General features: G+C 44.7%; 13 protein-coding genes. 10 read left to right on the top strand and 3 right to left on the bottom strand.

Annotation, left to right across the window (positions count from 1 at the left end; translation table 11 throughout):
- The first annotated feature begins 454 nt into the window (after nucleotides 1-454).
- Nucleotides 455-661: a hypothetical protein gene (locus AB5Z12_RS19590; protein WP_368357023.1), complete on the top strand. Its 207-nt coding sequence runs from the start codon at nucleotides 455-457 to the stop codon at nucleotides 659-661.
- Between the two features lie 80 nt (nucleotides 662-741).
- Here AB5Z12_RS19590 and AB5Z12_RS19585 read toward each other — a convergent pair whose 3' ends face one another.
- The gene (locus AB5Z12_RS19585; protein WP_368357024.1) at nucleotides 742-1,206 is read right to left on the bottom strand and encodes a type IV pilin protein; all 465 of its coding nucleotides are present in this window, start codon (nucleotides 1,204-1,206) and stop codon (nucleotides 742-744) included.
- A gap of 220 nt (nucleotides 1,207-1,426) precedes the next feature.
- On the opposite strand from AB5Z12_RS19585, the gene AB5Z12_RS19580 reads away from it, so the two are divergent.
- The gene (locus AB5Z12_RS19580) at nucleotides 1,427-2,242 is read left to right on the top strand and encodes a glycosyltransferase family 2 protein (RefSeq protein ID WP_368357025.1); all 816 of its coding nucleotides are present in this window, start codon (nucleotides 1,427-1,429) and stop codon (nucleotides 2,240-2,242) included.
- 4 nt (nucleotides 2,243-2,246) lie between these two features.
- Here the strand turns inward: AB5Z12_RS19580 and AB5Z12_RS19575 are convergent, their stop codons facing one another.
- Nucleotides 2,247-3,065: a helix-turn-helix domain-containing protein gene (locus AB5Z12_RS19575; RefSeq protein WP_226815414.1), complete on the bottom strand. Its 819-nt coding sequence runs from the start codon at nucleotides 3,063-3,065 to the stop codon at nucleotides 2,247-2,249.
- Nucleotides 3,066-3,229: 164 nt separating this feature from the next.
- Between AB5Z12_RS19575 and AB5Z12_RS19570 the strand changes: the two genes are divergently transcribed.
- The gene (locus AB5Z12_RS19570) at nucleotides 3,230-4,729 is read left to right on the top strand and encodes an alpha-N-arabinofuranosidase (RefSeq protein ID WP_368357026.1); all 1,500 of its coding nucleotides are present in this window, start codon (nucleotides 3,230-3,232) and stop codon (nucleotides 4,727-4,729) included.
- A gap of 107 nt (nucleotides 4,730-4,836) precedes the next feature.
- On the opposite strand, the gene tagD is transcribed toward AB5Z12_RS19570, so the two are convergent.
- Nucleotides 4,837-5,226: a glycerol-3-phosphate cytidylyltransferase gene (tagD, locus tag AB5Z12_RS19565; protein WP_118584161.1), complete on the bottom strand. Its 390-nt coding sequence runs from the start codon at nucleotides 5,224-5,226 to the stop codon at nucleotides 4,837-4,839.
- 331 nt (nucleotides 5,227-5,557) lie between these two features.
- Between tagD and sdaAB the strand changes: the two genes are divergently transcribed.
- The 7 genes from sdaAB (at nucleotide 5,558) to AB5Z12_RS19530 (ending at nucleotide 15,573) form a co-directional block, all read left to right on the top strand.
- Nucleotides 5,558-6,217, top strand: a complete 660-nt coding sequence (gene sdaAB, locus AB5Z12_RS19560) for an L-serine ammonia-lyase, iron-sulfur-dependent subunit beta (RefSeq protein WP_195993112.1) — start codon at nucleotides 5,558-5,560, stop codon at nucleotides 6,215-6,217.
- A gap of 102 nt (nucleotides 6,218-6,319) precedes the next feature.
- Nucleotides 6,320-7,207: an L-serine ammonia-lyase, iron-sulfur-dependent, subunit alpha gene (gene sdaAA, locus AB5Z12_RS19555; RefSeq protein ID WP_368357027.1), complete on the top strand. Its 888-nt coding sequence runs from the start codon at nucleotides 6,320-6,322 to the stop codon at nucleotides 7,205-7,207.
- 163 nt (nucleotides 7,208-7,370) lie between these two features.
- Entirely contained in the window at nucleotides 7,371-8,540 is a 1,170-nt protein-coding gene (locus AB5Z12_RS19550; RefSeq protein ID WP_204452418.1) for an acyltransferase family protein, read from the top strand.
- A 284-nt stretch (nucleotides 8,541-8,824) separates the two neighbouring features.
- Entirely contained in the window at nucleotides 8,825-10,156 is a 1,332-nt protein-coding gene (locus AB5Z12_RS19545) for an adenylyltransferase/cytidyltransferase family protein (RefSeq protein WP_118584166.1), read from the top strand.
- A 3-nt stretch (nucleotides 10,157-10,159) separates the two neighbouring features.
- Complete coding sequence (locus tag AB5Z12_RS19540; RefSeq protein WP_368357028.1) at nucleotides 10,160-12,439, top strand: LicD family protein; 2,280 nt, start codon at nucleotides 10,160-10,162, stop codon at nucleotides 12,437-12,439.
- Nucleotides 12,440-12,523: 84 nt separating this feature from the next.
- Nucleotides 12,524-13,681 (top strand): LicD family protein, encoded by a 1,158-nt coding sequence (locus tag AB5Z12_RS19535; RefSeq protein ID WP_227201075.1) that lies wholly within the window; start codon nucleotides 12,524-12,526, stop codon nucleotides 13,679-13,681.
- The gene (locus AB5Z12_RS19530; protein ID WP_195591103.1) at nucleotides 13,678-15,573 is read left to right on the top strand and encodes a thiamine pyrophosphate-binding protein; all 1,896 of its coding nucleotides are present in this window, start codon (nucleotides 13,678-13,680) and stop codon (nucleotides 15,571-15,573) included. Before AB5Z12_RS19535 ends, AB5Z12_RS19530 begins: the two co-directional genes overlap by 4 nt.
- The last annotated feature ends 190 nt before the right edge of the window (nucleotides 15,574-15,763 follow it).

Below are 15,763 nucleotides of genomic sequence, written 5' to 3'. Positions count from 1 at the left end.
TGTTGATGGAAGCATTATACTACATTGGGACATTTTCCTTTATGGTATATTAGGACATTATCATAAATGGTTCATATAAAAACAAAATCATATGTTTAATGATTGACAATATATTTTTCAAGTCGTATACTATATTCACTTTCACTACAGAAAATCTCACAGGAAAATCTGTGTCCGGTCATTCGACCAGATAATTTCATAGTTGTTTTACAGTATAAAAAAGGACAGGAAATAACAGATGCGCGCGCAAAAATAAATAAAAAATATACTAATACTTGAAAAACACAATTAAATTATGTATTATTATAATATAAAGTGTATTAAAAGAGTATATGCTGCGTTCTGCACACTGTTATTTCACTCAGAAGGGAGTGTGCATGAAGGAAGAAAACGCCACATCCGGAACTTGCAACTGATTAAACAGAAAATACAAACCGAAGGAGGCGGATTTGATATGTGTAAAGCGATTAAAGAAATGTTGCGGGATAGTAGACAAGAAGGTCGGCAAGAGGGAAGACAAGAGGGAAGGCAAGAAGGTCAGGATGAAATGGCGACCTTAATTGAGAAGCTTATTTTATCCAATCGTATCAGCGAATTATTAAAAGTCACTACGGATAAGGAATATCGAAATAAACTGCTGATAGAATATGGAATTGCATGATTGCTGTAATGTCTGTAACAACAGAATACGGAAGCGAGGGAAAGACAATTCTATCCCTGCTTCCGTGGATATGTAGAGAATTAATGACTGGTTGAACCAAGTATTAACTCGCAAGCATTACCATGATTTTCATGATCAGCTATATATTTTTCGCAGTCATATAATATAGAATAGCCTTGTTTATTATCTTCTGATACCCAGAAACGACCTTCCTGCATTTTTACTTTCTGCCCATTTAAAAAAGTGATTTCTTTAAGTCCGAAAGCATCAAAACCAGTACTACCCTGTTTATCCTCATAAGGCACCTTCTTATTATACTTCCCAGTTGAAATAAAGTCTGCCTGTATTTCCGCGTAATACGCTCTCAGGTTTGCCCAGTCAGTGGCGACTCTGGCCTTGTGGAGCTGAGAGGTGAAAATGGGAATGGAGATAGCCACGAGAACTGCAATGATTGCAACTACAATTAAAAGCTCTGCCAGCGTAAAGCCCTTTCCCCTGGTTTTCCTATTGCCGTGTTTTCGTGCACACTTATAGAATTTCGCCATAAAAATCCCTTTCCTTGAAAATTTCTTTTGTAATTTGCCGGAATTAAAGATGCTTCCGGCGCCTTATCTGTTAAACCTGAGTCTAACATATTGCATGCAAATTATCTACAGTATTTTCTATATTCACAATCTTTTTCCTTTCTGGACGAAGAAAAGGTTCTGGGCTATAATAGAAACAATGAAAACGCTTCAGAAGCAGAAATAATAAGGAGTGCATAACGTGGAAAGACAGAAATGGGTGGAAACTATACAGGATAGTGAATTTCATAATACAAATACGAAATGGGAAGCAGGGCAAACCCCGCAAATATCTGTGATCATGCCCGTATATAATGGTGAGAAATACATCGCCCAGGCAGTGCAGTCTGTTTATGCGCAGAATATTCCCTTGGAGCTGATTGTTATTGATGACGGCTCTGTTGATGGAACCCGGGAAGCGCTCATTCCATGGGAAAACAGACCGGATTTTGTTTATATAAAAAATGAGCGCAATCTCGGTGCAGCCGGTTCCCGTAACCGCGGTGTGTCTGTTGCGAAAGGCAGATATGTGGCATTTCTGGATGCAGATGACTGGTGGGAAGAGGGAAAACTGGCGGCACAGCTGGCCGCTCTTGAAATGACCGGTGATGTAATCTGCTCCACGGGACGTGATCTCATGAATCCGGACGGAACCTTCACAGGCAAGTATATCCCGGTTAAATCCAGGCTGGACTATCATGAGCTTCTGAAACACAACAGCATTAACTGTTCTTCCGTCCTGATTCTCCGTGAGGTGGCACTGGAATTTCCCATGGAGCATGATGATAGCCATGAGGATTATATCACCTGGCTGAAGGTGGTGCGAAAATACGGACATGCCACAGGAATTAATAGGCCCTATCTGAAATATCGTCTGTCCCAGGGCGGAAAGTCAAGAAACAAAGCCAAATCTGCCATCATGACCTATCAGGTGTACCGTTACGTTGGCTATGGACCGCTGAGAAGTGCCTGTTTCTTTTTGTCCTATGCACTTCACGGAATCTGGAAATATCGTTAAAGTATCAATGGGGCTCTCCTATTTTCCTGCGCCATTGCAGGGGAGAGCATCCTGCCTGTTTCCTGAAATATCTGCTGAAATGGGAAAAATCTGAAAATCCGCACATCTGCGCAATCTGCTGGACAGTCAGTGCTTCATTTGTCAGCAGGTTCTTTGCCTTATCCATACGAATCTGAAGCAAATCTGCATGAGGGGTACTCTGGAAAAATTTCTGATAGCAGGAATAGAACTGGCTTTTTTCCAGACTGACCTTTTTACAAAGTTCTGTGGTGTTCCATGGCTCTGCGTAATTCGTGAGCATTTCCAGTCGAAGCTTTCGAAAAGCAGAATAAAGACTGTCTCCTTCCGTTCCACTTCCATGTATCTGATGGCTTTTAAGTCCCCTTGCAATCGTAATCATAAGCTGCTGAAAGAGAGTATACTCGTATTCATCGGAAAATAAATCATTTGCTATATGTTCTTTGTGAAGGAGCCGGATGCAGGCGTCAATCTCTTCACAGTTTCCCGGATAAAAAACAGTATTAAGCGGGATTCCATATTGTTTTTTCAGATCTGCCTTACAGGAAAAATGAAGGTAGCTGTTCCGGAACCTGTGAACAGCCTTATAATACTGCTCATATCCGGGAGCATAGAGGATACACGCATTTTCCTTGGAAATACTGAGCTTTTTGTCCAGATAAACCTTCATGGGTGTCTTAAAAAGCAAAAACAGATAGTCTCCACTTCCATTGGGACGGTAGATCTGATCATAATCAGGGTTTGAATAGTTGTATTCGCAGAACTGAATGGAAAAATCCCTGTCTGCAGATTCGTGAAAATTCATGCTCCGGACTCCTTTCACCATTTTTTTTACTGTAATCATTATCGGAAAAAAAGTCAACTATATCGGAAGAAAAAAACTGGTAAAAAAATCGTATGCTATTAAAATAATAGATACATAAAGAGCAGAAAAATGCCATACAATTGGCACCATATAAGGAGGACACCATGAAAAAAGCACAGATCATCATCGATAAATATTTCCTCACCGGCAAGGTGGATAAGCGGATTTTCGGTTCTTTTATTGAACAGCTGGGACGTGCTGTTTATGAAGGAATCTATCAGGAGGGTAGCCCGCTGTCTGACGAGCAGGGCTTTCGTAAAGATACTCTGGAACTGGTAAGGGAACTTCAGGTTCCGATTGTCCGTTATCCGGGAGGCAACTTTGTTTCCGGTTTTAAATGGGAAGACAGTGTTGGACCAAAGGAGCTAAGACCTGCCAGACCGGAACTTGCCTGGGGTGTGATCGAGAACAATCACTTTGGCCTGGACGAGTTCGTGGACTGGGCGAAGAAAGCAGACACAGATATTATGATGGCAGTGAATCTTGGAACAAGAGGACCGGAGGAAGCCAGAAATCTTCTGGAATACTGTAATTTTAAGGGCGGTACCTATTACAGCGACATGCGCAAGACCAACGGCCATGCAGAGCCGCACAACATTAAAACCTGGTGTTTGGGAAATGAAATGGATGGTCCATGGCAGATGGGACATAAGACAGCGTATGAATATGGAAGAACAGCAGCAGAGACTTCCCGTATTATGAAAATGCTGGATCCGGAGATCGAGACTGTTGCCTGTGGAAGCTCTAATCTGATGATGCCGACATTTGGAGATTGGGAGTACACGGTTCTGGACGAGTGCTATGATCTGGTGGATTATATGTCCCTTCACCAGTATTACGGCAATGCTGCTGATGACACCCCTGATTTTCTTGCAAATTCCAAAGGGATGGATGACTTTATTTCCGGCGTAGTCAGCATCTGCGACGCTGTCCGTGCGAAAAAGCATGGCAAAAAGCGCATTAACCTTTCCTTTGATGAGTGGAATGTGTGGTATCACAGCAATGCAGCCGACGAGAAACTGGAAAAATGGGGACAGGCTCCACATCAGCTTGAGGATATTTATAATTTTGAAGATGCCCTTCTGGTTGGAAGCATGCTGATCACTTTACTTCGCCATGCAGACCGTGTGAAAATGGCATGCCTGGCACAGCTGGTAAATGTAATCGCGCCGATCATGACCTCCGATACAGGTGCATGGCGCCAGACTATCTTTTATCCATATATGTACACAAGCATTTTTGGAAGAGGAACTGTGTTGAATACACAGGTACTGGCTCCGGTATACGACAGCAGGAATTACTGTGACGTTTCGTATCTGGATTCTGTGTGCGTATGGAATGAGGAGAAAGATACTCTTACAATTTTTGCAGTGAATAAAAGTCTTGAGGAAGATCTGGAGATAAGCTGCGATTTGCGCCAGTTTGAAGGCTATCAGGTGAAAGAACACATTGTACTTACCAATGACGATATGAAAGCTGTAAATACAGAAGCGGATCCCGAAAAGGTTGTGCCTGTGAAATCCGCTGCAAGCCGGATTGACGGCGGTAAATTAAGTACTGTGCTTGGAAAACACAGCTGGAATATGATCCGTCTTGCTAAGTAGTCCGGGAAAAATCGCGCGCACATTGCTGTCATGAAATAAAAAAGTCAGAGATTTCGTAACCTGTATGAATCATACGAAATCTCTGATCATATAATTACCAATGCTTCCTACTTCTGCAGATCCGCCTTAATCTGCGTAGTAGAAATCTCCGGTGTCCTCGGCAGGTACACCACGTCGCAATAAGGCTTCAGAAAGTCAAACTTCCCTTCCCAATCGTCACCCATAACAAAGGTATCTACGTGGTATTCTTTAATATCACTTACCTTCTGCTCCCAGTTCTCCTCCGGAATTACCAGATCCACATAACGGATGGCTTCCAGCAGGGATTTCCTTTTTTCATAAGAAAAATAGCATTTTTTATGCTTCTCGTTCCAGTTAAATTCATCTGTAGATAAAGCTACGATCAGGTAGTCGCCATAAGCTTTCGCCCTGCGCAGCAGATTAATGTGCCCATAGTGAAGTAAATCAAAGGTACCGTAAGTAATCACTCGTTTCATGAATTGTGTGCCTTTCATAAAGAAATCTGAAAATAGTCTTGCCGGAATGGTTCCAGGCGATTTACATAGAACTATTTTACCACAGTCCAGGTAGAAAGGAAACATAAGATTATTTATCGGGAGTATTGTGCATTGCGAAGCGCGTTACTGTGAATGGAGTGAACAGTAAACAAGAAGTAAACAGTTACCCTTTATCCATGTTGTAAAAGGTATGTTTTAATGTTAAGATGGAACAATAACAGTGCAGATGTGAGCGGTAACGTGAAAACATCTGCAGGCTGCCGAAAACGAAAAATGGCAGTGGATGAATAAAAGGAAGAGGAAAATAAGTATGAATGTATTTGACATTCTGGGGCCGGTTATGATCGGACCGTCCAGCTCACATACTGCGGGAGCAGCCCGGATCGGTCTGATGACAAGGGCTCTTCTTGGAAAAACTCCGGTGAAAGCGCACATATTTTTGCATGGTTCTTTTGCGAAAACCTATAAGGGACACGGCACGGATAAGGCTCTTGTAGCGGGAATACTAGGAATGCAGACAGATGATGAGCGTATCCGTTTTTCCCTTGATGTGGCGAAAAAGGTGGGGCTGGAAATCCAGATCGAGACTGGTGAACTGGAGGATACGCACCCGAATACTGCGGAGATCACTTTGACTGCAGCAGACGGGGAAAAGGTGTCTCTTCGGGGCAGCAGTATTGGCGGGGGGAATATCCTGATCACCCGGGTGAATGGAATGGAGGTTGCCCTTACCGGGCAGAATCCAGCTTTGATCGTGCTTCACAAGGATGCACCAGGGACGATTGCTGCAGTTACAGAGCTGATGGCAGAGTATGGGGTGAATATCTGCAATTTCCATCTGGCGCGGGAGACCAAGGGCGGCGTAGCAGTAATGACAATCGAGAGCGACAGCCACTTTGTCCCGGAACTCAATGAGAAGATTAACCGGCTGGAGAATATATATTCTAGTACGATGTTAGAGCGTGTATAAATTGCTAGTTAGTGGGTCGAAGTTCCAGCCGACATTGCCCAAATGCGTCCCTTTTTGAAAAACATCTCACCCCACTAAAAATACGGTAAAGGAGAATTCACTGTGGATCTAAACTACCACTCAATAGAATCCCTGCTGAAAGCAGCGAAGGAGAACAACTGTCGTCTGTCCGCTTTGGTTCTGGAGCAGCAGGCGGAGCAGATGGAACTGCCGAAGCAGGAAATATATGAAAAAATGAGGGAAAACTATCGGGTTATGGCATCCTGCATCCAGCCCGGCAGTGCCCCGGATCTGAAAAGTACAAGCGGCCTCACTGGTGGAGATGCCTATCGCATGCGCACGGCTGTAGAGCAGGGAAAAAATCTTACAGGTCCCCTTCTTGGAGGAGCCCTCTATCGTGCCCTTGCAGTATCAGAGCTGAACGCTTCCATGGGAAGAATCGTAGCAGCGCCTACAGCAGGAAGCTGCGGCATTGTACCGGCAGCTGTACTTACCATGCAGGAGCAGTATCAGCTTACAGAAGAGGAATGCGTCATGTCCCTTTTTACAGCATCTGCAGTGGGAATGGTAATTGCCAATAATGCTTCACTTGCAGGAGCGCAGGGAGGTTGTCAGGCTGAGTGCGGTTCTGCATCTGCCATGGCAGCGGCGGCAATCGTGGAACTAGCCGGCGGCACACCTGATATGATCCAGTCAGCAGTAGCCACTGCTCTAAAAAACATTCTGGGTCTTGTATGTGACCCTGTTGCAGGGCTGGTTGAAATTCCATGCATTAAGAGAAATGCATCAGGCGTAGCAGGGGCGTTTGTGGCAGCAGAGCTGGCTCTGGCCGGAATCCGAAGTGCAATTCCAGCAGACGAAGTAATCTGGTCTATGAAAAAGGTAGGAGATGTGATGCCCGCTGCTCTTAAAGAAACAGCAGAGGGTGGCCTGGCGGCAACACCTACAGGGCGCAAACTGCACCAGCAGGTTTTTGGAGAAATGAAATAATACATTATTGCGGTTCATCGGCAACACAAAACCACAGGAAAATATTTCAAAACACGTTAAAATATTAAAAAGTTATTCCAAAAACCACAAAAATATGTTATCCTTTATTCATAAAACTGACATGCCTGAAAAATAATTATGTCAGAGTATAAAGGTGGCTAAAATGAGCAAGAATACGAAGGAACAGGAAATCCCATATTCCTACCTTGTGGATAATATAAAAATATTTTTAATTTTTCTGGTGGTTTTTAATCACATTATTGCATTCCAGCTGGTTAAAGCAGATCAGGTTGTTCGTTTTGTGTGGTATGGAATTACCATATTTCATATGCCGGCGTTCATATTTATTTCCGGTTATCTGTCCAAGAAGCCTCAGGATGTGATGAAGAATGTTAAGAATTTATTGATTCCATATATTCTGGGCTATACACTTACCTGGGCAGCGCAGATCTGGCTGGGAAATAAAATGGATTATGAACTGCTCCGTCCTTCCGGAACCGTTATGTGGTATGTGCTTGCGTTGTTTGCATACCGTCTGACCATAGAAGCATTTGGAAAAATAAGGTTTATTGTACCTCTCAGCATTATTTTTGCGCTGTGGGCAGGAACCAGAATGGAATTCAGTACATTTTTATCAGCTTCAAGAATTGTGGTATTTTTTCCGTTTTTTGTGGCAGGATATTTATGGAAGAGTGAATACACCAAGGTGATCCGCAAATTTAAAGGCAAGATCGTGGTTGCACTTTTCGTGATCATTCTGCTGTTTGTGGCGACCAATTATATGATCGGAAATAATATTCCGGTAGACCTTTTCCGAGGCAATCATTCCTATCTTGCAAGTGGAATGGACAATGTGCAGGGAATGGTAGTCAGAGGAATGATGTATCTGATTTCCTTTACGGTTATTTTCGCATTGCTGATGCTGATGCCAGATAAACGCCATCCATTTATTTTCCTGGGAAGAAACACAATGGGAATTTACTTTTTCCATTATCCCATCATGATTCTGATGAACGGACTTATGATCCTGAATATTCCGCAGCTGATGAATGTATGGGCGTTATTTGGAGTGTCAGTTCTGTTTGTACTGATACTCGGAAGTCTTCCGGTGGACTGGGTCTATACCAATGTTATGGGACTGATCACCTTCATTCTTTTCAAACGTGAGAAGAAGGTTGAGGATGAAGGCCTGGAAGACGAATATGATAGTGAAGAGGAAGACCGGTTTGCAGTACTGGCTCAGCGAAGAATGGCTATTGAAGAGCTGGCTGCCACATGGGATACCTCCTTTGATGCAGAAGAGAAAGAAGATCATGAAGAAGGGCAGTCCTGACGGATTGTCTTTCTTTTCTTATTAAGAAAGAGGCAGCAGTTCAGTGGTTTCACAGTAAAAAAGAGTTGTATTTTTGTTAAACCCGGGAATATTTTTTGTAAAGCAGATATTCTTTCATAATGACTTACTATGCAAACTGTGTTATACTAAATGTATTTATTAGTCCCGGACGGCAGCTGGTTCGGATTTGTTGCTGCTCAGGCTATGAACAGTAACCGGGGGAATGAAAGGGAGTATTTTACTGCAGGATGAAGCTGACAGCAGGGCTTTTAAGGGGAAATACGATGAAAAAAGTAATCACTTACGGAACTTTTGACCTGTTCCACGAGGGACATTATAATATTTTAAAAAGAGCGAAAGCATTGGGCGATTATCTGATCGTGGGCGTGACCAGCGAGAGCTACGATATTGAGCGTGGTAAGCTGAACGTGCGGGACAGCCTTCTGAAAAGGATTGAGAATGTACGCCGTACCGGTTTTGCAGATGAGATCATCATCGAGGAGTACCAGGGGCAGAAGCTCAGCGATATCATCAAGTATAAGGTAGACCTTCTGGTACTTGGTTCTGACTGGCGCGGCAAATTTGACTACCTTAAGAATTACTGTGATGTGGTGTACCTGGAGCGTACCAAGAATATTTCCAGCACCAAGCTGCGCGGTGAGGGAACCACTTACACCGTGGGTGTAGTTACAGATAATGACCAGGATAATGGGATTGTGTGGGAGACAAAATATGTCAGCGGTCTTCATGTGGAGTGCGTTTTTTCTGAGAATGCAGAGGCAGCGGAGTCGTTTTGTGACAAATATGAATTGGATTCCTATTACAGCGTGGAGGCAGATAATGGGGAATGGCAGCAGGGATTTGACTGCTTTTTGTCCCAGGTAGACATAGTTTATATCAAAACCGAGCAGCCTAAGAGGGAGAAATACATCCGCAGATCCCTGGAGCTTGGAAAATATGTGATAAGTGATGCGCCTATGACAGAGAATAAGGAGAAGCTGAAGGACCTGTTTGCACTTGCAGCAGCCCGTCATGTACTCCTTGTGGAGAAAATAAATCTGGTGTATCTGCGGGCCTTTAACCAGCTTGTCTGGCAGACACACAGCGCCTTGGTGGGCGATATTGTGTGTGTGAAATGCTCTATTTCCCAGGACCATTTCGAAGGAGGAAGAAGTTTTTCTGAAACTGCAGTTTTGCCTTTGTGTGCTATTATCAAGATACTGGGAAGAAATTACCAGGAAGTGAATTCCAATGTGGTGAAGGACAGATCTGGAAACTGCATTTACGATATGATTACCATGAAATATCAGGATGCTCTTGCTACAATCGAGATTGGCACCACAGTAGATGTGGAGGATGAGTTTGTTGTGATCGGTACGAAAGGCCGTGTGACCATCCCGGGAGATTGGTGGAATACAGGATATTTTGAGGCAAAGATAGACGATAGCAAGGGACTGAAGCGGTACTGCTTTAACTTCGAAGGCAATGGCCTCCGTTACCTTTTGCAGGAGCTGCTTATTATGATCAGTGATGAGAGAACGGAATGTACCAGACTTTTTAATGAGGAATCAGAGACTCTGGCAGACATTCTGGAAATCATAAACCAGAGAGGATAACCAATGACAGAGAAACAGGAACATCTGCTGCAGCTTTTTCGTGAGCTGGATGAGATCTGTAAAAAGAATAATCTGAGATATGTGATGGCGGGAGGAACAGCCATCGGTGTTGTGCGAAACGAGGGATTTATTCCCTGGGATGATGATGTGGACATCTATATGCCCAGAGATGACTGGAACAAACTGGTGGAAATTTCCGGATCCGTGCTTCCGGAGCACCGCGCCCTTCAGTGTGTGGACGTAGACCGCAGCTATACCAATACTTTTCCAAGGTATGTTGCTACGGACAGCTGCGCCCTTCACAAGCATCAGATTATCGGCAGGGACAGTGCCGGTGAGATCATCGACGTGCTCACCCTGGATCCCATTCCCGCAGATGATAAGGAATATGAGAAATACAGAACTCATATGATGATCTACTCTGAGCTGGTAAATATGGTAGTTGTATATGGTGCCCGCTGGGAAATTCCGGTGACTGCCTATCTGCGCTGGCTTTTTTCCTATACATTTCTGGGGAAAGACCGCACATTGAAGAAACTGGAGAAGATCATGTATTCCTATAAGGAAGAGGATTGTCCGCGCTATGCAATGCGCTGGGGCGGCTGTCCGTTCCTTTTTGATAAGGACATGATGTTTCCTGTGAAATATATGAGCTTTGAAAATACAAAGGTAATGGTGCCGCACAGAATGAGTGACTATCTGATCTGGCATTACGGAGATGAATGGTCCTATATTCCACCCCATGGGGAAAGAGAATCCCATGATGCGGTTACGGTAGAGGGAATTACTTATAAAGAGCTTCGGGATGATTATCTGCCGGGAATCCGCAAGGGCAGGCTTCGCAGAGATTCCATCTGGCGCAAGATATATTCTCTTGCAGGCGCGAAGCGGAACCACCGTCTTCAGTATAAGCGCAATCTTCTGCTGGCAAAAAGTACGGTGATGGATCTGGAGGCGCGCATTTCAGAAAGCAGACACAGCCTGAAGAAATTGGTAGAAAAGCGTGACTTTTCCCAATTAAATGAAATCTTTACAAAATATTACCAGGTCCAGCTGAGCTCTGCGTTTATCGGCAGGGAGGATTTTGGAGGAATCTATGCTTTTTATCATCCTGTTTTGCTGGAAGTCAGCGATGTGACCTTTTATGCGGCAATGTTGACGTTGGTTTATACAGAACGGATCGGGAAAGCATGGAGAATGCTGGTGGTGAAAGAGCAGACCGGTACATTCCCTTCTGAACTGGCCCAGTTGAAATCTGATATTGAACTGTTTCGAAGAGCAGTCTGCGATTATGAATTTAAGCGTTATCAGGAAGCGGAGGATACAATGGTGCCGCTGATGGAACGGTATCCGGAAGTGCCGGGATTTGTGAAATTTAAGAGCCGTTTTCTTATGGAACGCGCCCGCAATGGAATTGATATGGTGGAAGCGGAGCTTTATATTGATGAGGCACTGCGGCTTTTCCCGGAGGACGGGTATTTCCTGAAGTACCAGGGAGAACTGCTCTGGATGAAGGGCAAATGTGCGGATGCTCTGGAAGTTTTTGCAGATGCCCGTGAGAAAACAAATAATGGAATTACCCAACTGGAGTTGGATAAGTTTTTGAATCCTTATGGCAGGGAGACGGTGAAGACTTGTCAGCAGCTTCTGGATGTTGGACAGAAGGATGGGGCGATGAAGCTTATGGCTTTGTGGTACAGACTTCTGCCGGAGAATCCTTCTGTGCGGGAATATTATTATCTGGCCCGCGCAAGTGTTGCGAAAAAGCGTTCTGAGGTGGAAGAACTGATCGGGGAAATTCTAAAGCGCATTGATGCAGAGCGTGCAGAGAGCCCGGGTGAGAACAATGACATCCAGATCTATAAGCGTGCACTGACAAAAGCATGGGAGCGCCTGGGCTATCCAGGTGAGCTGGCAAGGGTTCGCACAGATCTGGTTTACACCAGTGAGGCGGATGATCTGGAATGGCTGGCAGAACGTGCCAAGGACGGACAGATCCGCAAGGAAAAACGAGCCCAGGTGTACAAGGTAATTGGAGATGTGAGAAGAAAACAGGGACAGACGGAGGCTGCGTTCCAGAACTATCTGGAGGCATTGCGGCAGAATGGAAGCGGTTTTGTGCGAACGGAGCTTTCCAGAATATTTCTCACAGATATGTATGAAGGAAGCAAGAGAGCAGCTGTATATGCAAAAGCCGGAGATGCTTCTGAGTTTTTGAATCAGTGGCTTGGAAAGTATGGAAGTATAGAAGAGATACAGCAGCTTGTGAAAGAATGCTTGTGACACACATCTCGCAGAAAGCCTTTTTCAAACAGGCGTTGGTAACAGTGTGATCACTATGAACAGACAGATGGGAGCAGACATAGCTTGAACAGAGAAATAAAAGAAGTTGTAAAGCTTCTGGCCGAAATAGATAAAATATGTAAAAGAGAAGGAATTCCTTATTATCTGGGACCACAGCTTACTTTGTGCTGTGTTACCGGGCAGGAGATCACCAGCCCTCATGCAGGTGTGGTCTATATGCGGACTGCGGATATGGAGCGCTTTCGTCTGGCTGTGGAGAAGGAGACTCCGGATGGCAGAATTGTAGAATCCATGAATAACAATAAGCATTTTTATGGATTTTTCCTTCGCTATACAGATCTGGATACGTTGTGCTTCCGTCTGAATGAAGGCAGGAACTACAAATATCCGGGTATGGGAGTGGATATTCTGCCTCTGCGTGGAAAACAGCGTTCCAGACTCGCTCATTTGTGGACAAGAGCCCAGGAAGTGGGATGGAATGAGCTGGCTGATTATTATGGAGACCGAAAAGGCAGGAAAAAGGCAATCTGCCGTTTTGTCATGAGGCTTCGCCTGGTCACAGGACGTGCCCGTCTGGGAAAAAGCCTTTACCGCATGCTCTGTAAAAGGATGAATGTGGAGGATACCCAGGAATATGTAGTTCGCCTGAAGAAAAAGGCAGTGTATTTTCCAAGGGAAATTTTCGATGAGACAGAAACTGTGGTGATCGATGGCAGGAAGTTTCCGGTGCCGGGAGATACTTATACGTATCTTCAGAAGTATTATGGGGAAGACTACCAGGAGAAGGTTCTGGATAATTATACAGTGAAGCTGTCGGAAATGGTCAGTGCCAGGATCCGATTCGAGGATTATTTTCAGGAAGTGGGAAGTCAGAAGAGTCTGATCCGGAAGCGCAGCCGTGCCCGACGGAAGCAGGGACATGCCAACCAGAAAAAGGAATATCTGAACTGGAGCTGGAATTATGTGAAATTCTGTGCATCCAAGATTGAACTGGAGAAATATTATCTGGATAACAAAGAGTATATTATAAATCTTTATAAGAATAAAGATTATCCGGCTTTGGAAAAAGTTTTTGTCCCATATACAAAGGCTATGGTGAAGAGCCTTAAGAATGACGAGGTGTTTATTCCGGATGAGGAGCTTCAGCATATTTATCTGGATATGTTGGGGGTAGCAGGAAGGACAAATCTGAAAAAAAAGGTGGAGAAATTCTGGAAATGAAAGTAACGGATTATATTGTTGAGTTTTTACAGAGAAAAGGGATTCATGATTTCTTTGGATACCAGGGAACCATGATCGCCCATCTGGTTGATTCTATAGAGAAAAATCCTCATACCAGAAGCCATTCCAGCTATCATGAGCAGGGAGCGGCTTTTGCAGCATGTGGATATGCCCAGGCGGGGGAACGGTGTGCATGTGCTTATGCGACCAGCGGCCCGGGTGCTGCGAATCTGATTTCAGGAATCGCAGACGCTTATTTCGATTCCCTTCCGGTTGTTTTTCTTACTGGTCAGTTGAATACTTATGAGTATTCCGGCATCCCGGGACTTCGGCAGCAGGGCTTTCAGGAGATTGATATTGTTGCCATGGCGAAGCCTGTGACCAAGTATGCAGTACAGATCCGGGAAGACGAGGATATTGTAAAAGAACTGAATAAAGCTTATCATATTGCGAATTCTGGTCGGAAGGGGCCGGTATTGATTGATCTTCCTATGAATATACAGCGGGGGGATGTAAAAAATCCGGTTTATGACATAAGTCTGGATGAGATGGGATTTGGTGCAGCTTGCGAGAGCAGCATGGAAGCAACTGCAAACAGCTGCGGAGCAGCAGGCGTGGACATGGCAATGAAGCCGGACGACAGTGGAGTATTAGAGTCTGCAAAAATGGCAGACTGTGAAATATCAGCTTGTGCTGTTTCTGCAGCAGATGCAATCCGTGAAGCTCTGGATAAAGCACAGCGTCCAGTAATCATGTTAGGACATGGAGTCAGCGACAAAGCAGTTCGCGACCAGTTATTTACTCTGGCACGCCAGTGGAAAATACCAGTGATCACAAGCGTGTTGGAAATGTCAGCACTACCGTGGGACGATCCGCTGAATTTTGGATGCATCGGAGGCGCTTACGGACATCGCTATGCCAATATGATCGCCAATGCGAAAAGTGACTTGCTGATTTGTCTTGGCATTTCCCTTTGCACCCGTCAGATTGGTACGAAAGTTCATGAGTTCGCGAAAAATGCGAAAATCATCCGAGTAGATATTGATAACTATAATTTGCAGCGAAATATTCACGAAAATGGAATTGATGAAATGAAATTCTGTGCAGATGCTGCAGAGGTGATTCGGGCAATGGCAGAAAATGCGGAAAGTGCAGGGAGTGCAAAATCTGATGGCTCGACGGTTTATGATTTCAGTGAATGGCTGGCTGTGTGCGCCGATATAAAGAAATCTTTGCGCGCAGTAGATGATTCCATCCCAGAACGCTATCCGAATCGTATGATCGCAGATTTAAGCGACGCTCTTGCAGACACTTCCGCAGTAGCAGTTGACGTAGGACAGCATATGGTATGGAGCTACCAGTCCTTCCATAACCAGAAAGACCAGAAGCTTCTTTTCTCCGGCGGACACGGAGCAATGGGCTATGCTCTTCCAGCAGCAATCGGAGCTTATTACGCCACCGGAAAGCCAGTAGCCTGCATTTGCGGTGACGGCGCATTCCAGATGAACATTCAGGAACTGGAGTGGGTAAAGCGTGAGAATCTTCCTATTACCATGATGGTAATGAACAATCACGCCCTGGGAATGATCCGCCACCTCCAGCGCGACTACTTTGAGCAGGTCTATGCTGATACCTCAGAAGGCAGCGGCTTCTCGTCCTGCAACTTCACAGAGGTAGCCAAAGCTTATGGAATCAGCAGTGCCTGTATGGAAGCTAATGAGGTTGCTGAAAAAGCGGCAGATTTTTTACATGGCACCGAAGCGCCGAAACTCCTTGAAATCCGCCTGGAGCCCGGCACCTTCGCTTATCCCAAGACCTGCCTGGGCGAACCCATCCACAACCAGCAGCCGTATATCCCGAAGGACGTCTACGACAGACTGATGGATTTATAAAAAATAAATTTATAAGAACCGGGCTATTTTCAATAACACATTGAAAGTATGACCTGGTTCTTGTTATCATAGAGAATAACGCAATTGCTATTTAGTGTGTTGAAAAGTTCTTTAGGAGGGACGCATTTGGACAATGTGTATTACTCACTCGCCGGCGCAACGCTCCAGCGAACTAATCGCTAACTGCGAC

Source organism: Ruminococcus sp. RTP21358st1_G6_RTP21358_211008, assembly GCF_040908885.1.
GTDB classification, from domain to species: Bacteria; Bacillota; Clostridia; order Lachnospirales; family Lachnospiraceae; genus Blautia_A; species Blautia_A faecis.
This window is presented reverse-complemented; position numbering and strand designations above follow the sequence as displayed.